At 68.0% G+C, this 22691-nt stretch carries 19 protein-coding genes and 1 tRNA gene; 6 read left to right on the top strand and 14 right to left on the bottom strand.

The window, feature by feature from the left end:
- The 3 genes from ACO07Z_RS20625 to pncB form a co-directional block, all read right to left on the bottom strand.
- On the bottom strand, nucleotides 1-1008 hold the full coding sequence (locus ACO07Z_RS20625; protein WP_421700418.1) for a Gfo/Idh/MocA family oxidoreductase: 1008 nt from the start codon (nucleotides 1006-1008) through the stop codon (nucleotides 1-3).
- Between the two features lie 128 nt (nucleotides 1009-1136).
- Nucleotides 1137-2408, bottom strand: coding sequence for an SH3 domain-containing protein (locus tag ACO07Z_RS20620; RefSeq protein WP_421700417.1), 1272 nt, complete (start codon nucleotides 2406-2408; stop codon nucleotides 1137-1139).
- A gap of 373 nt (nucleotides 2409-2781) precedes the next feature.
- Nucleotides 2782-4074 (bottom strand): nicotinate phosphoribosyltransferase, encoded by a 1293-nt coding sequence (gene pncB, locus ACO07Z_RS20615; protein WP_421700416.1) that lies wholly within the window; start codon nucleotides 4072-4074, stop codon nucleotides 2782-2784.
- A gap of 202 nt (nucleotides 4075-4276) precedes the next feature.
- On the opposite strand from pncB, the gene ACO07Z_RS20610 reads away from it, so the two are divergent.
- The gene (locus tag ACO07Z_RS20610) at nucleotides 4277-5374 is read left to right on the top strand and encodes an alkene reductase (RefSeq protein WP_421700415.1); all 1098 of its coding nucleotides are present in this window, start codon (nucleotides 4277-4279) and stop codon (nucleotides 5372-5374) included.
- A 53-nt stretch (nucleotides 5375-5427) separates the two neighbouring features.
- Here ACO07Z_RS20610 and ACO07Z_RS20605 read toward each other — a convergent pair whose 3' ends face one another.
- The 7 genes from ACO07Z_RS20605 to ACO07Z_RS20575 form a co-directional block, all read right to left on the bottom strand.
- The gene (locus ACO07Z_RS20605; RefSeq protein ID WP_421700414.1) at nucleotides 5428-6324 is read right to left on the bottom strand and encodes a transglutaminase family protein; all 897 of its coding nucleotides are present in this window, start codon (nucleotides 6322-6324) and stop codon (nucleotides 5428-5430) included.
- Between the two features lie 50 nt (nucleotides 6325-6374).
- Complete coding sequence (locus ACO07Z_RS20600; protein ID WP_421700413.1) at nucleotides 6375-6620, bottom strand: hypothetical protein; 246 nt, start codon at nucleotides 6618-6620, stop codon at nucleotides 6375-6377.
- Nucleotides 6621-6715: 95 nt separating this feature from the next.
- Complete coding sequence (locus ACO07Z_RS20595; protein ID WP_421700412.1) at nucleotides 6716-6928, bottom strand: hypothetical protein; 213 nt, start codon at nucleotides 6926-6928, stop codon at nucleotides 6716-6718.
- A gap of 211 nt (nucleotides 6929-7139) precedes the next feature.
- Nucleotides 7140-7215: transfer RNA gene (locus ACO07Z_RS20590), tRNA-Lys, on the bottom strand.
- A gap of 114 nt (nucleotides 7216-7329) precedes the next feature.
- A complete protein-coding gene (locus ACO07Z_RS20585) occupies nucleotides 7330-8829 on the bottom strand; it encodes a tripartite tricarboxylate transporter permease (protein ID WP_421700411.1) in 1500 nt (499 codons plus the stop codon).
- Nucleotides 8830-8841: 12 nt separating this feature from the next.
- Nucleotides 8842-9333 (bottom strand): tripartite tricarboxylate transporter TctB family protein, encoded by a 492-nt coding sequence (locus ACO07Z_RS20580; protein WP_421700410.1) that lies wholly within the window; start codon nucleotides 9331-9333, stop codon nucleotides 8842-8844.
- A gap of 129 nt (nucleotides 9334-9462) precedes the next feature.
- Complete coding sequence (locus tag ACO07Z_RS20575; protein ID WP_421700409.1) at nucleotides 9463-10449, bottom strand: tripartite tricarboxylate transporter substrate binding protein BugD; 987 nt, start codon at nucleotides 10447-10449, stop codon at nucleotides 9463-9465.
- A gap of 216 nt (nucleotides 10450-10665) precedes the next feature.
- On the opposite strand from ACO07Z_RS20575, the gene pabB reads away from it, so the two are divergent.
- The 4 genes from pabB (at nucleotide 10666) to ACO07Z_RS20555 (ending at nucleotide 15902) form a co-directional block, all read left to right on the top strand.
- Nucleotides 10666-12081 (top strand): aminodeoxychorismate synthase component I, encoded by a 1416-nt coding sequence (pabB, locus tag ACO07Z_RS20570; protein ID WP_421700854.1) that lies wholly within the window; start codon nucleotides 10666-10668, stop codon nucleotides 12079-12081.
- A complete protein-coding gene (locus ACO07Z_RS20565; protein ID WP_421700408.1) occupies nucleotides 12078-12770 on the top strand; it encodes an anthranilate synthase component II in 693 nt (230 codons plus the stop codon). Before pabB ends, ACO07Z_RS20565 begins: the two co-directional genes overlap by 4 nt.
- A complete protein-coding gene (locus ACO07Z_RS20560; protein WP_421700407.1) occupies nucleotides 12767-13552 on the top strand; it encodes an aminotransferase class IV in 786 nt (261 codons plus the stop codon). Before ACO07Z_RS20565 ends, ACO07Z_RS20560 begins: the two co-directional genes overlap by 4 nt.
- Nucleotides 13553-13742: 190 nt before the next feature.
- On the top strand, nucleotides 13743-15902 hold the full coding sequence (locus ACO07Z_RS20555; protein ID WP_421700406.1) for a DUF6600 domain-containing protein: 2160 nt from the start codon (nucleotides 13743-13745) through the stop codon (nucleotides 15900-15902).
- Nucleotides 15903-16066: 164 nt separating this feature from the next.
- On the opposite strand, the gene ACO07Z_RS20550 is transcribed toward ACO07Z_RS20555, so the two are convergent.
- From ACO07Z_RS20550 to ACO07Z_RS20535, 4 genes are all read right to left on the bottom strand, one after another.
- Complete coding sequence (locus ACO07Z_RS20550) at nucleotides 16067-16816, bottom strand: DUF930 domain-containing protein (protein ID WP_421700405.1); 750 nt, start codon at nucleotides 16814-16816, stop codon at nucleotides 16067-16069.
- 184 nt (nucleotides 16817-17000) lie between these two features.
- Nucleotides 17001-18566, bottom strand: coding sequence for a 2-isopropylmalate synthase (locus ACO07Z_RS20545; RefSeq protein ID WP_421700404.1), 1566 nt, complete (start codon nucleotides 18564-18566; stop codon nucleotides 17001-17003).
- Between the two features lie 487 nt (nucleotides 18567-19053).
- The gene (locus ACO07Z_RS20540; protein ID WP_421700403.1) at nucleotides 19054-20625 is read right to left on the bottom strand and encodes a DHA2 family efflux MFS transporter permease subunit; all 1572 of its coding nucleotides are present in this window, start codon (nucleotides 20623-20625) and stop codon (nucleotides 19054-19056) included.
- 17 nt (nucleotides 20626-20642) lie between these two features.
- Nucleotides 20643-21812: an HlyD family secretion protein gene (locus tag ACO07Z_RS20535; protein WP_421700402.1), complete on the bottom strand. Its 1170-nt coding sequence runs from the start codon at nucleotides 21810-21812 to the stop codon at nucleotides 20643-20645.
- A 126-nt stretch (nucleotides 21813-21938) separates the two neighbouring features.
- On the opposite strand from ACO07Z_RS20535, the gene ACO07Z_RS20530 reads away from it, so the two are divergent.
- On the top strand, nucleotides 21939-22610 hold the full coding sequence (locus tag ACO07Z_RS20530) for a TetR/AcrR family transcriptional regulator (RefSeq protein ID WP_421700401.1): 672 nt from the start codon (nucleotides 21939-21941) through the stop codon (nucleotides 22608-22610).
- The last annotated feature ends 81 nt before the right edge of the window (nucleotides 22611-22691 follow it).

The following is a 22691-nucleotide window of genomic DNA, read 5'->3' as shown; positions in this document are numbered from 1 at the left end:
TCAGGCCACGCTGGCGCGCAGGGGCGACGGCACGGCGGATGTCGGCGCGACGGGCGCGGGTTCCAGTGCCTCAAGGCAGCGCATGGCGACCGCAATGGCCGCCACACCATCCTCGCCCGTGACCGCCGGGGCCGAACCGCCGCGTACCGCCTCGAGGAACCGCAGCAGCTCAAGCCGCAGCGGTTCGGCATAGGCGACGGGAAGATGGCGCATGGAGTAGCTGCCGTCCGGCTTGTAGTCGAAATACTCAGTCACCTGGCGCGTGAGCAGGTCGCCGATGACATATTTCTTGCGGGTGGCGACATGCACGGTGCGCGCCTTGAAGGGCGTCAGCCAGTTGGTGTTGATGTGCGCCAGCACGCCATTGGCGGTGCGGAACTGCAGCAGCGCGATATCCTCGCGCTCGGCCACCGCCGCCTTCACCTGCGGCTGCACCTCGGTGATGTGCGAGCCGGTGAAATGGCAGATCAGGTCGATGTCATGCACGGCAAGGTCGATCACCACGCCGACATTCGACATGCGCGGCGGGAACGGACCGACGCGCGTAATGCCGATGGAGAGAATCTCCTCGTCACGTATTGCGTTCTTCACCGCCTCGACCGCCGGATTGAAGCGTTCGACATGGCCGACCACCAGCGCCACGTCCTTCGCCTTGGCCGCGGCGACGATCGCCTCCGCCTCGGCAACGGTGGGCGCGATCGGCTTCTCCACCAGCACATGCATGCCGGCCTCGATCGCACGCAGCGACACTTCGTGATGGAGATGGGTCGGGGCAGCGATGACCAGCGCCTCGGCTCCGTTCGCCACGAGCTCATCAATGCTGGCAAAAGCGCGGCAGCCCAGCAGCGCCGCCACCTTCTCGCGCTGGCCCTGATCGGGATCGGCGACGCCGACCATCTCGGCGCCAGGCAGGTCGATCAGCACGCGGGCATGGTTGTAACCCATGATGCCGACGCCGACGACGCCGACGCGAACGGGCTTAGAAGCCCCGCTCGGGTCCTTCACCATTCGGGAACATCCTTCCGTCTGAATAGGTTGCCGGGGTCTAACACGCGCCCCGAAGCGTGGCGAGAGAGGCCGAATCGTAAAGCCACAACAAAGGCTTCACTATTTGCTTCAACCTGTTACCGACAGCCTCACTCAGGAGCGGCGGCCTCGGCATCCGCCGCGTCGCCGGCCTCTTCCGCCGCAGCGCCCGCGCTCGCCGCAACGGCGCCGGTATCGACGAAGCTCTTGTAGACGAAGGCCCGCTTGCCATCGACGATGATCTCGCACCATTGCTGGCACGTCACCAGCTGCACCTGCTTGCCGCGCGGCAGGTTGCCAATGGCGGCGGCTCCCTTCTTTGGCGCCGCCCGCATCGTCACCGGGCTGCGCATGACCGCCGTACCGACAGGGTCGCCGCCGAAACCCGCGGGCAGAGGTTCGGCCACGGCCAGCGCCGCAGGAGCAGCGGGAGCCGAGGACGGGGCCTCGGCATTCGAAGCTGCAGGAGTGGCCGCCGCGACCTCGCGCTGGGGTGCCCGGGTTGGCGGCAGCGGTGCCTGCTTCGGCAGGGCCGCCACGCGCGTCGGTGCTGCCGCATCGGCGGCGACGGCCGCGACCGCCTCAGGCGCCCCTTCGGCCGCATCGGGGATGGCACCCGCGGCGGCCACCACAGGATCGGGCGCCGCGAAGGCCGTGACGCCGGAAGCCAGCGGCGGAACATCGGGAGCGGCGCTCGCGCGTCCCCGCGCGTTCAGAACGATGGGAGGTAGACTGTCCGAGGCCGAGCCATGGGCGAGTACGGCGGGCGGGGCGGATGACGGCACCGAGGCTTCGATCGCCGCGCCCGACAGTTCCACCGGCTTGAGCGCAACGGCCGCTTGCGCCTCGCTCTGGGCGGAGGGAGCGACGCTCGCCACGGCGGCGTTGCCGATCACCTCAGGGGCGACCTTCGCCTCCTCACGGGCGGCGAGCGATTGCAGCAGGATGGCCCCACCACCGACCACCGCCATGAACACCGCCAGCACGCCGAGACGCTGCCAGGTGATGACATCCTTGGAAGCGTTACGTTTGCGCCGCGCCTCCGATTCTCCGGGCTGGCGCGCCGTGCTGCCGAAGCTGCGCCGGCGGGCGGCCTGCGCCGTCTCGGCGGAGGGGGCCGCGACCGGTTCGACCCTTGCCGATACCGGCCTGGCGGCCAGCACATCGCCCATGTCGCCGAGCGCCGCGATGCGGCTGCGGACATCGCCGAGGGAACGCTGCTCGCCAGGCGTGGAGCGCGCTGCCGCAGACGCCTCGCCGTCGGATGGGCTCCCGTCGCGACCCGCCTTTTCCTGCTCAAGCGTGCTGACGATGGAGCGGAAATCGGAAATCAACGAGGAGGAGAGCCCGTTTCCGCGCGACTGTTGCGATGCCGTGGCCATGACGCGGGAACTCTACGCTACGAGGAAGGGGCGGGCGAACAAGAAAGACGAAACGGCAAAAGCGTCTGCACGGTGCGGATGCCGACAGTGCCGAGAAGCACTGACGGCCAGCTCAAGGGCGCGGCGCTGACCACTTCGCATGCGTTCTTCCAGTCCATTCGGGCCGGCGCCCAAGGGCCCGCGACCGAGTTCCGTAAACCGCCTTCGTATGCGACGGGTCACAACTTACCGGCAAATGCCCCCTTGATGCAAGAATGTCACATGCCGGAAATTTCCTTATGAACAAAGAATGCGGCAACTCTTGGCCGCGTTCACTCCCCCAGCGTCAAATTACCTCAACAGCTGCAATGCCTTGTGGGAAACGCGCAGCCCCTTACACCAGCACCGCCCGCGCCGGCGCGGCGGTGGCGCCGAAAATGCGGTGATAGCGCTCCAGTTCCGCCGGCGACCCCATGGCTTTGGTCGGATTGTCGGAGAGTTTCACCGTCGGGTGCCCGTCGGCCGAGATGACCTTGCAGACGATCGAGATCGGGTCCAGCCGCCCCTCAGGTGCGAAGCCACGGAAATCATTGGTCAAAAGCGTGCCCCAGCCGAAGCCCATGCGCATGCGGCCGTGGAAATGGCGGTAGATCCGCTCGATGTCGCCGATATCGAGCCCGTCTGAGAAGATGGCGAGTTTCTGCGTCGGGTCCTGCCCGCGCGCCTTCCACCAGCGCAGCGCCTCCTCGCCGCCTTCGATCGGATCCTTGCTGTCGATTCGGATCCCCGTCCATCGCGCGACCCAGTCCGGCGCCTTCTCCAGGAAATGCGTGGTGCCGAACGTGTCGGGCAGGATGACAAGAAGGTTGCCCTCGTAATCCTGTTGCCAGTCCGCCAACACGTCATAGGGCGCGCGGGCGAGTGCGGCGTCGCTGTCGGCGAGCGCGGCGTAGACCATGGGCAGCTCATGAGCGTTGGTGCCGGTGGCCTCGACCTCGCGGCGCAGGGCGATGAGGCAATTGGACGTGCCGAGGAAGCGTTCGCCAAGCCCCTCCATCATCGCCTGCACGCACCAGTCCTGCCACAGGAAGCCGTGCCGGCGACGGGTGCCGAAATCGGCGACGCCGACCCCGCTCAGCGCCTTCAGCCGCTCCACCTTCTCCCAGACACGGGTCATGGCACGGGCATAGAGCACCTGCAGCTCGAAGCGCCCCATGCTGCGGAGCACGGCGCGCGAGCGCAGCTCGTTGATGATGGCGAGCGCCGGGATTTCCCACATCGTGGTCTCGATCCACGGCCCCTCGAAGGTCAGCTCATATTGCCCGTCGCGCTTTTCGAGATGATAGGCAGGAAAGCGGAACCCCTCGAACCAGGCGACGAAGTCCGGCGAGAACATCTGGCGCTTGCCGTAGAACATGTTGCCGCGCAGCCAGGTGGATTCCCCGCGCGTCAACGACAGGGTGCGCACATGGTCGAGCTGCTCGCGCAGTTCGCCCTCATCGACGAAATCGGCGATGCGCACGGAATGGGTGCGGTTGATGATGCCGAAGGTGACGCGGGTGTGGAAGTGACGGCGGTAGATCGTCTGCGCCATCAAGAGCTTGTAGAAGTCCGTATCGAGCACGGAGCGGACGATCGGGTCGATCTTCCAGGTATGGTTATAGACGCGAGTCGCGATGTCGATCATGCGGTAGGCCCCGTTTGCCCGGCCTCCCCTTCTAGAGCATGCCGCACGAAATTGCAGGCCGCACCGCGTCGCTTACGGCAGGGCAGGGTCGAACCCTGCGACGAAGGTCGTGCGATTCAGCCCTTGGAACCGCCGATCCAATGATTAACTGCGCTCCAACGCCCTGCCCAACCGCAGTGGCCCTTCTCGACAGGAGCACATCGTGGCTGCCACGAAATCCCTCTTCGATACCTATCGCCTCGGCGACATCATTCTTGCCAACCGCATCGTCATGGCGCCGCTGACGCGCAACCGCGCCGGGGCGGGTCTCGTCCCCTCGCCGCTCGCAGTGGAATATTATCGCCAACGCGCCACCGCCGGCCTCATCATCACCGAGGCGACGCAGATCTCCGACACCGCGCAGGGCTATCAAGACACGCCCGGCTTGTTCACCGAGGCGCAGATCGAGGGCTGGAAGAAGATCACCGATGCCGTCCACGCCGCAGGCGGCCACATCTTCGTTCAGCTCTGGCATGTCGGGCGCGTCTCGCACCGTTCGCTGCAGCCGGGCGGCGCCGCCCCCCTCGCCCCTTCCGCCATCCGCGCCAACACCAAGACCTATGTGAATAACGGCTTCGTCGAGGTGGATGAGCCGCGCGCGCTGACGCTGGAGGAAATTCCCGGCATCGTCGACGATTTCCGCAAGGCGGCGGCCAATGCCATCCGCGCCGGCTTCGACGGCGTGGAAATTCACGGCGCCAATGGCTATCTCGTCGACCAGTTCCTGCGCGACGGCGCGAACAAGCGCGACGATGCCTATGGCGGGTCGATTGAGAACCGCACCCGGTTCCTCAAGGAGGTTCTGGCGGCGGTGATCGGCGAGATCGGCGCCGCGCGCACCGGGCTGCGCCTCTCCCCCGTCACGCCCGCCAACGACCTTGCCGACAGCGACCCGCAGGCGCTGTTCAACCACGTGATGGATGTGGTGGAGAGCCTGCACCCGGTTTATGTCCATATGATCGAGGGCGCCACCGGCGGACCGAGGGATATCGCGCCGGACTTCGATTTCGAGGCGCTGCGCGCCCGCTACAGCGGTGCCTGGATGGTCAATAACGGCTACGACAAGGCGATGGCTGAGCAGGTGATCGCGGACGGCAAGGCCGACCTCGTCGCCTTCGGCAAGGCCTTCATCTCCTCGCCCGACGCGGTCGAGCGTCTGCGCCGGGGCGTCGATTTCAACGAACTGGACCGCGACCATCTCTATGGCGGCGGCGCAAAGGGTTACACCGACTATCCCACGCTGGAAGGCGCGAGCGCCTGACGCACAAAAAGGCCCGGCACTGCCGGGCCTTTTCTTTTCCCGGACGCGCGGGATCAGGCCGCGAGTGGCGCTTCCGGTTGGACCGTGCGCACCGCCACATCGACATTCATGCCGAGATAGTCGCCTGTCAGACCGGTAAAGCCGCCGCCCACCGGCACCGCCTGGCTGGGATCACGGGTCACCGCCACGCGGATGAGATTGTCAGCGGCGATGGTCCCATTGGTGGGATCGAACTCGACCCAGCCGGCACCCGGCAGATAGATATCCGCCCACGCATGGGTGGCGCCCGCACCGACAACGCCCATCTCGCCGCCATCGAGCGCGGGATCGTAGAGATAGCCGGTGACGAAACGCGCCGCGATGCCGAGCGCGCGCGCGGTCTCGATCAGCAGCAGCGCGAAATCACGGCACGACCCGGTGCCGAGGCGGAGCGTTTCCAGCGGCGGCTGGGTGCCTTCCTCGATCCGCAGATTATAGGCGAAGTTTGCATGGATGCTGTTGTTGATGTCCGTCAGCAGCGCCATCGTGTCCGTGGGGCGGGTGGCGACGAACCCCTTCGCCCAGGCCTCGAGCTCCCCGTTCGGATCGGGATAATGCGGCTCGAGCATCCGGCCGAGATCGATTCGGTCATCGGGCGAATAAACGAACGGGTACGACTGCGCGTCTTCGGCGAGTTCGAAGATCAGGCCACCGAGACCGTAACGCTCAAGCGTGAGCACGCTTTCGATCCGCAATTCGTTTGCCGGCTCGGCGAAGTCGACGATGGCGACGGAATTGCCGAACACGTCGTGGATCCACCGCACCGTGCCATGAGGCGACAGCACCAGTTCCGCGTCCACCAGCCGCAGATCGTGGCTGTCGCGCGGGCGCAGCATCAGCCGGTGCGTGTGGAACACGACCGGGTTGGCATAGCGGTAATGGGTGACGTGTCGGACAGTCAAAGTCTGCATGATCAATTTCCAGGGAGCGGCGGACACGCCGCCCCGCATAAGGAGGGGCCTCAGCGGCAGATGCGGCCGACCATGAAGCCCAGCACGCCCATCGCAACCAGTGCTTGGAAGGAATAGAGGCGCGGTGGGAACAGCGATGCGGTTGAACCGGTGGCGCGCCTCTCGGCCCCGCTTTGGCCACTGGATGTGCTCGTGCCCGTTAGGCGGGGCTGAGCCGTCGCCCCCTCCACCTTACGCTCGGTGTTCGCGGCGCCGGCTCCGCCCGATACGCCATAACCGTTGTTCGGATGTTCCATGACTTGCCTCGCCTGCTTGTGCTGCTGCGAGGCCTAACGCGCGAGGCCGCAATTCGTTCGCCGTAGCTTTCACGGCGAGCCGATGATGGCCCCCCTCACATACGTCCGTTGAGAAAGGCCAGCATTTCCACCGGACCCTGAGCGTTGAACAGCTTCACCTGACGGCCGCCGCACATGTCGCAGCGCAGGCGCGGTGCGCTGCCGCCCTCCGCCGGCGGCGCGAGGGCGGCAGCATCGACTCGCCCGAGCACGGAGCGCCGCCCGCAGCGCTGGCAATGGGCACACAGCATGGAAGACTGGTCGATCATCTCGCCCTCCTGAGCAAAGCGGCCTGGATCACGCGGCGGCGCCGCCGATAGATCGCCCGCCCGATGCTTTCAGATGGTCATAGGGAAAATAAAGTTCCGGCGACGGCGCCGCCGCGCGGTGCCGTCAAATAAGCATGACGAACAAGATTAAGAAGAGGGGTGGCGAAGAGACTTCGCCTTGGTTTCCACCAATCGCCGGCGAGCCGGGATTTGGTGGGCGCACTAGGGCTCGAACCTAGGACCCGCTGATTAAGAGTCAGCTGCTCTACCAACTGAGCTATGCGCCCCCGCCGCAGACCGTGGCCTTGCGGACGGGGGGTCGTGTAGCAGAGCCCCCGGGGTGTGTCCATAGGGTCAGGTACGCTTCCTGATCTATCCACAGGCTCGGTGAGCCTACCGACTTATTCCTGGAAGGCCTCCTCGCGCTTCTTGCGGACGGAGGGCAGGAGAACCACGACCAGCGCCAGCATGGCGAGGCCGAGCATGGTGGCAGAGATCGGCCGGGTGAAGAACACGGTCGGATCGCCGCGCGAGATCAGCATGGCGCGGCGCAGATATTCCTCCAGCATCGGGCCGATGATGAAGCCGAGCAGCAGCGGCGCCGGCTCGCAGTCGAGCTTGACCAGCACGTAGCCGACCACCCCGAACAGCGCCATGGTGTAGACGTCGATGGCGTTGTTGTTCACGCTGTAGACGCCGATGCAGCAGAAGCCGACGATGAGCGGGAACAGGATGTGGTAGGGCACGGTGAGCAGCCGCACCCAGATGCCGATCAACGGCAGGTTGAGTACCACCAGCATGAAATTGCCGATCCACATCGAGGCGATGATGCCCCAGAACAGGTTCGGCTGCTCGTTCACCACATTCGGCCCCGGCACAATGCCCTGGATGATCAGCGCGCCGATCATCAGCGCCATGACCGGGTTGGACGGAATACCCAGCGTTAGCATGGGGATGAAGGAGGTCTGGGCGCCAGCGTTGTTGGCGCTTTCCGGACCGGCCACGCCCTCGATGGCGCCCTTGCCGAAGCGCTCGGGATGGCGGGAGATTTTCTTCTCGATCGAATAGGCGGCAAAGGAAGACAGGATCGCCCCACCGCCCGGCAGGATGCCGAGGAAGGAGCCTAGGAAGGTGCCGCGGAGGATGGGACCGAGGATGCGCTTGATGTCGTCCTTCGTCAGCAGCAGACCCTTCACCTTCTGCACCAGCACGGTACGGGTGTGCTCATCCTCCAGGTTGCGCACGATCTCGCCAATGCCGAACACGCCCATGGCCAGCGCGACGAATTCCACACCGTCGGCGAGTTCCAGCATGTCGAAGGTGAAACGCGGCGTGCCGGTGTAGACATCCTGGCCCGACAGGCCGAGCAGGATGCCGAGCACCACCATGGCCAGCGCCTTCACCACCGAGCCGGAGGCGAGGGCGACGGAGGCCACAAGCCCTAGAACCATAAGCGCAAAATACTCCGGCGGCCCGAATTTCAGCGCGAGGTCGGCGAGTGGCGGGGCGAAGACGGCGAGCAGGAAGGTGGCGACCGAACCGGCGAAGAAGGAGCCGAGCGCGGCGGTGGCGAGCGCCGCCCCGGCGCGGCCCTGGCGCGCCATCTGGTAGCCGTCAATGGCGGTGACGACCGAGGAGCTCTCGCCCGGCAGGTTGATCAGGATCGCCGTGGTCGAACCGCCATATTGCGCGCCGTAATAGATGCCCGACAGCATGATCAGCGCCGAAACCGGCGGGAGGCCGAAGGTGATGGGCAGCAGCATGGCGATGGTCGGCACCGGGCCGAGGCCCGGCAGCACGCCGATCAGCGTGCCCAGCAGCACGCCGATGAAGCAGTAGAAAATGTTCTGGAAGGTGACGGCGACGGAGAAGCCGAGGGCGAGATTGTCGAAGATTTCCATGGGGTTCGCTCCTCAGTAGCCGCCGAGCCACGGGCCCAGCATGGGCAGCGGCAGGCCGAGCCCCTTGATGAACACCGCCCAGGAGAACGCCACCATGATCGCGGAGGACAGCAGCGCGGTGGTCAGCCGGAACTTGCGGCTGGCGAGGGTGGAGAGGAACACCGCCAGCCCCATGGAGGGGCCGAGGCCGAGCGGGCGGATGCCGAGGCCGAACACAACCACCGCGAGCGTCACCAGCCCCAGCGGCACCCATGGCCAGCGGCGCAGCCCGATTTCCTGGCCTTCATCCTCCTCCGCCACGGGGTGGAGTGTGAGTCCAGTGAGGAGGACGATGAGGCCGAGAAAGCCGAGCAGGCCGGCCAGAATCATCGGGAAATAGCCCGGCCCCATGCGGATGGCACGGCCCATGGGCAGGTCCATCGCCTGCCAGGCGAAGAAGGCGGCGAGGAGCACCAGCAGGAAGCCGCTGGCGACCTCCTTCGGGCTTTTGACGAAGCGTGTCATGGGATGTGTCCAGCGGCCGGATGGGGGACCGGCCCGCCGGGGTGAGCGGCAGGCCGGCGGGCAGGAGGAAGGGCGGAACGAGCGCGACGCAGCGGCGCGCCACACGGGCGCGCCGGAACGGCGGCGGCGTCAGTCGGCGAAGACGCCGGCCTTCTCGATCACCGGCTTCCACTTGGCGACTTCGGCTTCCAGATATTTCTGGTGCACTTCCGGCGTAGCGCGGTCCAGCGCCACCGGCTCGGTGCCGAGATCAGCGAAGCGGGAGATGACCTTGGGGTCCTGCAGCGCAGCGACGAGGGCGGCGTTGAGCTTGTCGATCTCCGCCTTGGGCGTGCCCTTGGGTGCGTAAAGGCCGTGCCACACCGCGACCTCGAAGCCGGGCAGGCCGGCGGAATCGAGCGTCGGCAGGTTGGGCAGCGACTTCACCGGCGCCTTGGTGGTGACGCCATAGGCCTTCACCTTGCCGGCCTTGATCTGGCCCGTCGTGTTGGTGGTCTGGTCGCACAGCAGGTCGATCTGCCCGCCGACAAGGTCGTTCATCGCCGGGCCCGTGCCCTGATAGGGAACGGTGGTCATCTGCGTGTCCAGCGCCGACATGAACAGCATGCCGCACAGATGCGAGGCCGAGCCGACGCCGGCATTGCCGTAGATCACGCCGTCCTTGTTCTTCTTCACATAGGCGATCAGCTCAGCCGCATCCTTCGGCTCCAGCGTGGATTTGCCGATGACGGTCATCGGCACGTCGGTGACGAGCCCGACTTCCTCGAAATCGGTGAGCACGTTGTAGGGCAGCTTGCGGTAGAGCGTGGCCGCAGTCGCCTGGCCGATATGGTGCAGCAACACGGTGTAGCCATCGGGCGCGGCCTTCGCCACCTGCCCGGCCCCGCGCGTGCCGCCGGCGCCGCCGACATTCTCCACCACCACCTGCTGGCCAAGCGTGCGCGACATCGATTCCGCGATCAGCCGCGCCACCGTGTCCGTCGGTCCGCCAGCGGCGAACGGCACCACCATCGTCACCGGACGGTTCGGATAATCCTGCGCAACCGCAGCGCCAAAAGGCAATGCCATCAGCGCAAAGGCAGCAAGGGCCGTGGCCGCCCCCTTGAAGTTCGTCATATGTCCCTCCCGAGACGTGTTGAGCCTGTTTAGTTGCACGGTCGCCCGTCCGGGCGGGCGCCGTATTGTTGGGAGACTAGGCCACCACCCGCGCAACGCAGCGTCAAGTGGCCCTTTGGCTTAGAAAACACGCGGCGCCCTACATATCCATGGCGGGGAGGCGGAGGGCGCATCACGGCTCTAGGAACCCGCCGCGTGACGTTCCATATTCGCGGCATGATTCAGGAGCCGCCTCCCCTCGTCGTCGAAATCGCTTGGCAGGAGCCCTGGCTGGCCGCGCGCCGGCTGGGCTGCCGCGATGGCGCGCCGGTGGCGGGGCTGACCTTTCTCGACAGCGCCATGCGTCACCCCGTGCTTGGGCGCTGGTCCTATGTCATGGCCGAGCCCTTCGGCCGTTTCCGCAGCGAAGGCGGCGTAGCGCACTGGAACGGGGTGCGCGAAGACGCGCCGCCGCTGGAAGCGCTGCGTGCCCGGCTCCACGCCTATGCCCAGCCCCGCCTGCCGGGCGAGGCCGGCTTTCAGGCCGGGGCGGCGGGCTATATCGCCTATGAGGCCGGGCGGCTGTTCGACCGGTTCCCCACCCCGCAGGCCGAGCCCGGCGAGGGGCCGGAAATCGACCTCGGCTTCTACGATCTCGTCGCCGCCTTCGACGTGGTGGCGGAACGGGCCTTTCTCATTTCCACCGGCTGGCCGGAAACGGACCCCGCCCGCCGCGCCCGCCGCGCCCGCGAACGGCTGCATGAGGCCAGCGCCCGGCTGGCCGCGGAAGAAGCCCCGCTCGGCGCGCCGGTGCGGGCGCGCGACTGGCGCTCCAATTTCGACGCGGCGGGCTATCGCGACGCCGTCGCCCGGGTGATCGACTACATTCGCGCCGGCGATATCTTCCAGGCCAATTTCACCCAGCGCTTCGAGGCGGAGGTCGGCGCCGTCGACCCCTTCGCCCTCTATGACCAGCTGCGCCGCGCCAACCCCGCCACGTTCGCGGCGCTGATCGTCAATGAGGACCGTCTCATCGCCTCCTCCTCGCCGGAGCGCTTCGTCAAGCTCGTCGGCGCCGAGGTGGAGACCCGCCCGATCAAGGGCACGCTGCCGCGCTCGGTGGAGCCGACGCTCGACGCCTTTCGCGGCCGCGCGCTCGCCGCCAGCGAGAAGGACCGCGCCGAAAACGTGATGATCGTCGATCTGCTGCGCAACGATCTCTCGCGCGTGTGCCGGCCCGGCACGGTGAAGGTGCCGCGCCTGTGCGGGCTGGAGACCTATGCCAATGTCCACCACCTCGTCTCGGTGGTGACCGGCGCATTGAAGGAGGGCCGCGACGGGCTGGACCTGATGGCGGCCTCCTTTCCCGGCGGCTCGATCACCGGCGCGCCGAAGATCCGCGCCATGGAAGTCATCCACGAGCTGGAAGGCCGGCCGCGCGGGGTCTATTGCGGCTCCATCGGCTATATCGGCTTCGACGGCGCCATGGATTTCAACATCGCCATCCGCACGGTGACGGTGGAAGACGGGCGCGCCAGCTTCGGCGTCGGCGGCGGCATCACCACCCTCTCCGACCCTGCCGCCGAACATGCGGAAAGCCTGACCAAGGCCGAGCGGCTGTTCCGCGCCTTCACCGAGAGGGCGGCGCCGTGATCCTGCTGATCGATAATTACGACAGCTTCGTCTTCAACGTCGCGCGCTATCTCACCGAGCTGGGCGAAGAGGTGGAGGTCGCCCGCAACGACGCCCTGGACCTTGCGGCGATCGAGGCGCGGGCGCCGCAGGCGCTGGTGATCTCGCCCGGCCCCTGCTCGCCGAACGAGGCCGGCATCTCGCTGGAGGCGGTGCGGGCGCTGTCGGGCACGCTGCCGATTCTCGGCATCTGCCTCGGCCACCAGTGCATCGGCCAGGCCTTTGGCGGGCGCGTGGTGCGGGCGAAGGAGCCGATGCATGGACGCGCCTCGCTGCTGCGCCACGCCGGCACGGATGTGTTTGCCGGCCTACCCTCGCCGCTGCCGGCCGGGCGCTACCATTCGCTGGCGGTGGAGCTGGAGGAGGGCGCGCCGCTGATCGCCACCGCCTGGAGCGAGGATGGCGAGATCATGGGCCTCGCCCATCGCACCCACCCGACCTATGGCGTGCAGTTCCACCCGGAATCCGTGCTGACCCCGGATGGCTACGCGCTGCTGGGCAATTTCCTGAAGTTGGCGCGTCAGCCCCCCTCTCCCCGTGGGGGAGAGGGCTGGGGTGAGGGGTCGCTGGCCCCTTCGCCTTCCCCTCACCCGGCGCTGCGCGCCGACCTCTCCCCCACGGGGAGAGGTGATGGCGGCAGCGTGCGATGACCTCGATCAGCATTGAGGATCGCGGCTTCACGCTCGGCGACGGGGTGTTCGACACCGCGCTGGCGCTGGACGGGGCGGTCTTCGCCCGTGCGCGCCATGTCGGCCGGCTGGTGGCGGCGGCGCAGCGGATCGGCATCGCCCTTGAGGCGGCGGCGGTCGAGGCGGCGCTCGACGCGGCCCTGACGCCGGAGCCGGCCATTCTGCGCACCACGGTGACGCGCGGCGCGGCGGCGCGCGGCCTGTGGCCGGCGAGCGCCGGCGCGCCGACCGTCGTGGTGACGCGCGCGCCCTGGTCCCCTGCCCTCCTCGGCCAGCCGGCGCGGCTGATCACCGCCAGCGGGCGACGCAACGAATTCTCGCCCACCGCCAACCTCAAGACGCTGGGCTATCTCGACCATATCCTCGCCGCGCGCGAGGCGGCGCTAGCGGGGGTGGACGACGCGCTGCTGCTCAACACGCGGGGCCGCGTCGCCTGCACCACCATCGCCAATGTGTTCGCGCTGATCGCCGGGCGGCTGGTGACGCCGGCGCTCAGCGAGGGCTGCCTGCCCGGCATCATGCGGGCGCTGGTGATCGAGGCGGCGCCGCGTCTCGGGCTGGCGGTGGAGGAGCGCCCGCTGGCGCCGGCGGCGCTGACCGGGGCGGACGCGGTGTTCCTCACCAATTCCGTGCGCTTCCTCCGCCCGGTGACGGCGCTGGACGGCGTTGCACTGGGCGACGAGCACGACAGCCTACGCAACCTGCAGGATATAATCTGGCGGCAGGCCACCGTCGGAAAATAAGCGCACCGCTCACCTTGCGATATCTTGCGTTGGCGATAGAGGACGCGAGACATGGCGGCATCATATTTTTGACGCTTTCTTATTCGGCTGCGTTTTGCGCCGGCGAACCGACGCGGACATGCCGCAATTATTTGAAACCTTCCGGCGGCGGCGGCGTTGAAGACCACCGCAAAGCTGCCGGAGGTGCCCCATGCTTCGCCTGACCCGCCCCCTGCTCGCCGCCGGGATTGGCGCGAGCCTTCTCGCCGGCGTCGCCGCCCTGCCCGCCCTCGCGCAGAACGCGCCGATCCGGCTGGCGCAGGCCGGCCCGCAGGGCGGCGCCGCGACGATGGACGTGAACCTGTTCTATGACCAGCTGGGCCGCTTCGGCACCTGGGTCGCTCATCCCGATTACGACTATGTCTTCATTCCCAGCGATGTCGGCCCCGGCTGGCGCCCCTATCAGGAAGGGCGCTGGGTGTGGACCGAACAATATGGCTGGTACTGGGAATCCTATGAGCCCTTCGGCTGGGCGACCTATCATTATGGCCGCTGGGGCTATGACCCCTCCTATGGCTGGTTCTGGGTGCCCGGCGACACCTGGGCGCCGGCCTGGGTGACGTGGCGGCGCGGCGGCGGGCGCACCGGCTGGGCGCCGATCGCGCCGGATCGCCCCGGCTATGCCGTCGGCCGGCCCGCCCATTATGCCCCGCCCGTGGCGGAAAGCTGGGTCTTCGTCGAGGACCGCTACATGGCGGCGGAGGACATCGCCGTCCATGTCGCGCCGATCCCGCAGATCAACATCTATCTGCAGGCGGCGCCGGATGCCTATGAGCCAAGCTGGGACGATGGCTACTACGTCAATCGCGGCTTCGGCTACCGCGTCTATGACGCGCCGGTGCGCGAGCGGCTGGTGACGCGCGAGGTCTATTATGTCGACAACCGCGACGACGTGTTCTTCGACGGCACGGGCGGCCGGCTCGGCATCTTCGCGCCGCGCCTCGATTTCGGCGACCGGCGCGGCCCGCCGCCGCGCTATGTGCGCGAGATCGAGCCCGACCGCCGGCCGCTGATCCGCCAATATGTGCGCGAGGACCGCGACGTGCCGGGCTGGCTCGCCCCCTCGGCGGCGCTGCTCAACGTGCTGACCCCCGACAACAGGCGCGATCTGCGCGAACGCCGCTTCGACAACCCGGACCGGTTCCGCCAGCAGGTGCAGCTTCTGGAGCGGGAGCGGGCGGACCGGCTGCTGGAAGAGCGGCGGCAGGCGGATGCCCGCGCCGAGGCTTTCCAGCGCCAGCAGCGCGAGGCGCTGCAGCAGCGCCGCGCCGTCTATGAACAGCTGCGCGCGGAACAGCGCGCCAAGGCGCAGCGTGTGGTGGACCGGGTGGAAAACCAACCCGGCCCGCGCCCCGGCGGCCCCGGCGCCCCCGGTGTGGGACCCGGCCGCCCCGGCGGACCGGCCGCGCCCGGCGCCACTCCCGGCACACCGAATAACGGCCCGGTGGGCGGCCCCGGTGCGCCCGGAGCGACGCCGCCCCGTCCGGGCGTGCCGAATAACGGCCCCGACGCCGGCCCCGGCCGGCCCGGTGGCCCTGGCGCGCCCGGTGCGACGCCGCCCCGTCCGGGCGGGCCGAATAACGGCCCCGACGCCGGCCCCGGCCGGCCCGGTGGCCCCGGTGGCCCCGGTGCGCCCGGAGCGACGCCGCCCCGTCCGGGCGGTGCGAATAGCGGTCCCAATGCCGGCCCCGGCGGGCCGGGAGCCCCCCGCCCCGTGCCCGGTCAACCGCCCGCGGCGGCGCAACCGACCCCCAATCCGGCGCCGCTGAACAATGCCGATCGGGCGAAGCGGAATCAGGAGGTGCGCGAGCGTCAGCAGCAGGAGCGTCAGCAGAAGCAGGACGCCCAGCAGGAACAGCAGCGTGCCCGCCAGCAGAAGCTGGAGGCTCAGCAGGAACAGCAGCGCGCCCGTCAGCAACAGCGCCAGCAGCAACAGGACGCCCAGCAGGAGCAGCAGCGCACCCGCCAGCAGCAGCGCCAGCAGCAGCAGGACGCGCAGCAGGAGCAGCAGCGTGCCCGGCAGCAGCAGAACCAGCAGCAGCGGCAGCAGAAGCAGGAGGCCCAGCAGGAGCAGCAGCGCGCCCGGCAGCAGCAGCGGCAGGAACAGATGCAGCAGCAGATGCAGCAGCGTCAGCAGAAGCCGCCACAGCAGCCGGGGGCACAGCAGGCTCGTCCCCCGCAGGGCCAGCCCGGACCGAACCAACCCGCGCGTCCGCCGCAGGGTCAGCCGCGTCCGCCCGGCGGCGGGGCGGGTGGTCCGGGAGGCCCCGGCGGGCCCGGTCAGCCACCCGTGCCGCCCGGCGCGCAGTAAAGGCGGGGCACCCTACCCTTGGAGCCATCCGGTACGTCACCGTCACCGGATGGCTGTCACCTCGCCGCGTCTACGGTCGTACCTGTCAGCGGACCGCTCAGCGCCGTTTGGGAACTGGCGGAGGGCCGGCGAGTAAAGTGAGATTTTGCCGCCTCTCTCCGCCGTCAATGAACGGCCGGAAGATTATAGGAAGCCCAGTCCTCGCGCGGGATCGCCGAGCCGACATGAAAGGCAAAGCCCACCACCTTGCGCAGCGGCGGATCGAGTTCGCACCGGTACGAGACCTCGTACCAGCGGCGCTGGCTGCGGAAGGCGCCGCCCCTGGCGGTGAACACCGCTCCCTCCAGCGACGTATCGCCCGAGGCGTAGTCGACCAGCCGGTCGGGCTGGAACTCCGGGCGCCAGGTGTGGATCTGCTCCATCGCCTCAAGATCGCAGAGCTGGGCGAGGCGGTCCTCCTCGCCCAGCCGCGCCAGTTCGCGGCGCAGGCCCCGGCTGCGCGGGCTGTCCAGCGCCTGTTCCGACAGGATCCGCGCGGGGCGTATCATCTCCGGTGCGGCGGGCTTTGCGGGCGCCGCATGCGCCGTCGGCGGAAGCGCTGCCCCCGCGCGCGGCAGCGCTTCCGCCGAGGGCGATGACGGTACGGGGGCCGGGGAGACGGCCGGCGCCGGGACACCACGCAACGCGGCGAAATCGCGGTAACTGATGATCTCGGTTTCCAGCGCCGGCGCGTCGGCCGGTTCCGGAAAACCCCTCGTCCCCACCAGCACAAGCGCCGCCAGCACGCCGAGATGCAGCAGCGCCGAGGCAGTGAGCCGCGCGGCCTCGGCAACGGAGCGCGCCGGCGGCGGCCGGCGCTCGTCCGCTTCCAGCAGACCGTGGACGGCGCCCGGCAGGGACGAGACGGCGATCATGCGGGATGGGCCGGCACGGGGAGCCTCCGGTGGTCGGCAAAGCCATCCCCGATGCGCCCGGCAGCATTATGGCCGCCACCGCGCGTGCCGCCGCGACCGGCCCGCGCCGTTGAAACAAAAAGAGCCCCGGCCATCGGCCGGGGCTCTTGTCGTTTCAGGGGCGGTGCGCGTCGCGCGAAACGGACTATTCCGCCGCCGGCTGCGCCTGCGCGTTCAGGCTGCCGCGCTTGGTCGCCAGCTTGTTGAGCGCGATGATATAGGCCTGCGCCGAGGCGACCAGCGTGTCGGGATCGGAACCGCGCCCGGTCACCGCCTTGTCGCCATCCTCCAGCCGCACCGAGACTTCCGCCTGCGCGTCCGTGCCCTCGGTCACCGCGTGGACCTGATAGAGCGCCAGCTTCGCCTCATGCGGGACGATGGCCTTGATGCAGTTGAACACCGCATCCACCGGGCCATTGCCCTCGCATTCCTCGGTGACGAGGATGCCATCCACCTTCATCTTCATGGTGGCGCGCTGCGGGCCATGGCTGCCGGCGATGACGCTGAGCGACACCAGCTTCATGCGGTCATGGGCGGCGGCGATCTCGTGATCGACCAGCGCCTCGATGTCCTCGTCATAGACCACCTTCTTGCGGTCGGCGAGTTCCTTGAAGCGGCTGAAAGCGTCGTTCAGCGCGTTCTCGCCCAGCTCGTAGCCCAGCGCCTTCAGCTTGTCGCGGAAGGCGGCGCGGCCGGAATGCTTGCCCATCACCAGCGAGGTCTTGGACACGCCGACGCTGTCGGGGGTCATGATCTCATAGGTGGTGTTGTTCTTGAGCATGCCGTCCTGGTGGATGCCGCTCTCATGGGCGAAGGCGTTCCGGCCGACGATGGCCTTGTTGTACTGCACCGGGAAGGAGGTGACGGCCGAGACCAGCTTGGAGGCCCGGGTCAGCATGGTGCTCTCGATGCCGGTGGCATAGGGCAGCACGTCGCCGCGGGTGCGGATGGCCATGACCACCTCTTCCAGCGCCGCATTGCCGGCGCGCTCGCCGAGGCCGTTGATGGTGCATTCGATCTGCCGCGCGCCGCCGGCCAGCGCCGCCAGCGAATTGGCCACCGCCAGGCCGAGATCGTCATGGCAATGGGCGGAGAAGATGATCTGCTCGCCATTGGGCACGCGGTCGAGGATGTAGGCGCGCACCTGGCGGAACATCGCCTCATATTCCGACGGGGTGGCATAGCCCACCGTGTCCGGCAGGTTGATGGTGGTGGCGCCGGCCTTCACCGCCGTCTCGACGCAGCGGGAGAGATAGTCGATCGGCGTGCGGGTGGCGTCCATCGCCGACCATTCGATGTTGTCGACGAGGTTGCGCGCCTGCGTCACCGTCGCGGTGATGATGTCGATCACCTGATCCTGCGTCTTGCGCATCTGGTGTTCGAGATGGATCGGCGAGGTGGAGACGAAGGTGTGGATGCGCGGGCGCTGGGCGAACTTCACCGCCTCGCCGGCGCGGGCGATATCGGCGGGGATGGCGCGGGCGAGGCCGGCGACCACCGCGCGCTTGGTACGGCGGGCGATCTCGGCGACGCTCTCGAAATCGCCATTGGAGGCGATGGGGAAGCCGGCCTCGATCACATCGACGCCCATCGTGTCGAGCAGATCGGCGACTTCCAGCTTCTCTTCCAGCGTCATCGAGGCGCCGGGGCACTGCTCGCCGTCGCGCAAGGTGGTGTCGAAAATGACGACGCGGTCATGAGGGGTGGACATGTGGGCTTCCTTCTCGGCTCCGGCACCGGGAGCGGCAGGGCGTTCTGGCCCGTGCGGCATCGTCCGTTGCCTGTCTGACAGTGTGGCGGGAGGCGTCATCCCCTGAGCGCCCAGGCGCGAAGCCCGGCCGGCCCTCAGGGGCGGCTAAGAAGAAGGAGCCCGGACGCAAGGAGAACCTTCCCCGCAAACCGCAGCGCGGTCGGGGTCGCGGAAGAACGGCGGGCGGACGAATTCGTCACGGCTCGGCTCTCGCGAGGTTGCTCTGGCGCAAGGTCATAGCCGAGCGCGGGGGAAACGGCAAGGGCGCGGGTAAGGGGCGCCTCCGGCTCGCGCAGACGGGAGGCGGGTGCGTCATGGCCGGGCGGGCGCCTAGCCGCGCGCCGTCGGGTGGAGGGGGCGGCCTCCCGATGGCGCGGCAACCGGGCCTCGCCCGGCCATGACGTTCGACCCCGTCACGTCCGTGCGGCCGGACGGGGAAGCGAAGACTTCAGTGCCCACCCTCCACCTTGTGCGTCGGACGGCGCAGCAGCGGGGCGGCGAAGAACAGCACGACGAACAGCACGGTGAGCACGAGGAACACGTCGGAGAACGCCATCACCTCGGCCTGGATGCGCACCTGCCCCGCCATCCGCTTCAGCGCCGCCGTGCCCGCGTCCGAACCGAGAGCCGAGAGCGCGCGGGTCATGGAATCGAGCCGCTCCACCGCCGCCGCATTCGCCCATTGCACATTCTCGTGCAGGCGGGCGAGGTGCAGGTCCCAGCGGTCGTTGAGCACGGTGTTGATGAGGGCGAGCCCCACCGCGCCGCCGAGATTGCGCATCAGGTTGAACAGGCCGGAGGCGTTCTTCAGCTGGTCCGGCGGCAGGGTGCCGAGCGAGATGTTGTTGATCGGGATCATCGCCATCATGATGCCGACGCCGCGCAGGATCTGCGGCACCAGCAACTCCCAGAAATCCCAATCCTTGGTCAGCCCGGTCACCTGCCACGTTCCCACGGCGAAGGCGGCGAAGCCGAAGGCGATCATGGCGCGCGGATCGACCTTGCTCATCAGCCGGCCGGCGATGGGCGCGCACAGGAACATGGCGAGGCCGGAGACGAACATGGTCTCGCCGATCATCAGCGCCGAATAGCCCCGCACCCGGGCGAGATAGAGCGGGTAGAGATAGGTCAGCCCATACAGCCCGATGCCGACCACGAAGCTGAAGGCCGAACCGACGGCGAAATTGCGGTTGGCGAAGGCACGCAGATCGACCACCGGCTCGCGGGCCATGAAGACGCGGGCGAAGAACGCCACCGCCGACACCGCGCCGAGCACGGCGAAGATGAGGATCCACTCATCCTCGAACCAGTCATTGGTCGGCCCCTCCTCCAGCACGAATTCGAGGCTGCCGAGGAAGCCGGCCATAAACAGCAGGCCCCACCAGTCGAAGCGGTCGAGCAGAGCAAGGTCCGGCTCGTCGAAATCCACCAGCGTCACCGTGGTGATGACGACGAAGATGCCGGGGATGATGTTGACCAGAAACAGCCAGTGCCAGGAGAACAGATCGGTGAGATAGCCGCCGATGGTCGGGCCGATGGTCGGCGCCAGCGTCGCCACCAGGCCGATGAGCGGCGCCACCACGCCCTGCTTCTCGCGCGGGAACACGGAATAGGCGGCGGCGAACACGGTGGGGATCATGCCGCCGCCGAGAAAGCCCTGCAGCGCGCGATAGACGATCATCTGGTTGATCGAGGTCGCGGTGGCGCACATGAAGCTCATCACGGTGAAGCCCACCGCCGAGGCGGCGAACAGCCAGCGCGTGGACAGCGCCCGCGACAGGAAGCCGGACAGCGGGATCATCACCACCTCGGCGATGAGGTAGCTGGTCTGCACCCAGGAGATTTCGTCGGAGGAGGCGGCGAGCCCGGCCTGAATTTCGGACAGCGAGGCGGAGACGATCTGGATGTCCAGGATCGCCATGAACATGCCGAACACCATGCACAGGAAGGCGAACATGCGCCTCCCCTCGCTGGAGGCCGCACGCGGCGCGGCTCCGGGCGTTGCTGTCATGTCGGACATGCGCGCCTCCTGAAGGCTCAGCCGCGGGTGTCGACGGTGGCGACCACCGACATGCCCGGGCGCAGCTCCGCCTTGTCGCGGGCGGCCTCATCCAACTCGATCCGCACCGGGACACGCTGAACGATCTTGGTAAAGTTGCCGGTGGCGTTCTCCGGCGGCAGCAGGCTGAACACCGAGCCCGAGGCCGGGGCGACGCTGACGACGCGGCCATGGAAGGTCTCGTCGGGATAGGCGTCGACCGCGACATCGACCTTCTGACCGGGATGCAGCCGGCCGAGCTGCGTCTCCTTGAAATTGGCGTCGACATAGACCTGCGCCATCGGCACCAGCGCGGCGATGCGCGTGCCGGCCTGCACCAATTGCCCCACCTGCACCGCGCGATTGCCGACGACGCCGTCGAAGGGCGCCTTGACGACGGTGAAATCGAGGTCGCGCTGGGCCTGGTCGCGGGCGGTCCTCAATTCGTCGAGCGTGCGCAGCGCCTCGGTGCGCTGGGCGTCGAGCACGGCGACATTGGCCTGCGCCGAGACGACCTTTGCCTTGGCGGCATCGACGGCGGCCTGCGCCTTGTCGCGGTCGGCGCGCGCCGTTTCCAGCGTGGCGCGGCTGGAAAACTGGTCCTTCATCAGCTGGGTCTGGCGGGTGAGTTCGAGATCGGCGCGCTGCAGTTCGGCCTGCTGCGAGGCCAGTTCGGCCTGCGCCTGGTCGATTTCCGCCCGCGCCGCCTCCATCTGCTGGCCATAGCGGTCGATGGTCGCCTGCTGGGTGGCGATCTTGTCCTCCGCCGCCTTGAGTGCGAGCCGGTAGTCGCCATCGTCGATGCGGGCGATGACATCGCCGGCCTTAACGTTCTGGTTGGTCTCCACATCGAGCGCCACGACATGGCCGGCCACCTTGGCGGCGAGGATCGAGGTGTCGGCGCCGACATAGGCATCGTCGGTGGCGACCATGAACCGGCCCACGCGCCACCAATCGGCGCCATAGAGCCCCCCACCCGCCAGCACGGCGAGGAGGATCGCGCCGAGGATCAGCTTCTTGCGCGAGCGCGGCGGCTTGGGTGCCGCGTCAGTGGACGGCGCGACAGGCGCGACGGCGTCCGGCGCCGGCTTGCGCGCGGTGAGCGGGATCGGCTCGGCGGATTGCCGCCCCGCCGTCTCCGGCACTGCCCTGATCTCAGCCTGCGCCATGCCACCCTCCGTAACGTAACTAAACCGTTCAGTTCACTCTGGTGCTTTACATATCAAACTAAACAGTTTAGTCAAGAGCTTTGACAACAGCGCTCCGCGCGCCCTATCAGGGGGCTGGGGATAGCCATGAGCATGATCGACATCGAAACGCCCGCCGCGCCTGCGCGCACCGAGCCGGAATCGTCCAAGCGCCGCGACATCATCGACGGCGCGCGGAAGGTCTTTTTCGAAAAAGGCTTCGACGCCGCCAGCATGGACGAGGTGGCCAAGGCGGCCAGCGTCTCCAAGGCGACGATCTATGTCTATTTCAACAGCAAGGAAGAGCTGTTCGAAGCGCTGGTGCACAATGACCGCGCCCGCTCCGCCGAGCACCTGTTCGTGGTCGACCCGTCGATCGACGATGTGGCGAGCCTGCTGCGCCGGATCGGCATATCCTTCATGACCATGATGGTGCAGCCGGACCATATCCGGCTGGTACGCATGGTGATCGCGGTGGCGGAACGATTTCCGCGCGTCGGCCGCACCTTCTTCGAGGCCGGCCCCTGCCATGGCGGCCAGAGGCTGGCCGATCTGCTGCGCCAGCAGGCCGATCTCGGCCGGCTCGCCATCGACGACGATCTCGCCGCCGCCTATGTGTTCTTCAACCTGTGCCAGAGCAATCAGGTAAAGGGCCTGCTGTTCGGCACCGAGCAGCAGCCCACGCCTTCGCAGATCGAGGCCACGGTGGACCGCGCCGTGGCGATCTTCCTCGCCTATTACGGCACGCAGCCGGTCGAGAAGCCCGCCGCGCGCGGCTAGAGCGTTTTCGAGCGAAGCGGATACCGGTTCGCGTGAAGAAAACGTGATAAAACAAAGAATTAGATCATTTCACTGTTTCCG

Source organism: Ancylobacter sp. (assembly GCF_965229075.1).
Taxonomy (GTDB): domain Bacteria; phylum Pseudomonadota; class Alphaproteobacteria; order Rhizobiales; family Xanthobacteraceae; genus Ancylobacter.
This window is presented reverse-complemented; position numbering and strand designations above follow the sequence as displayed.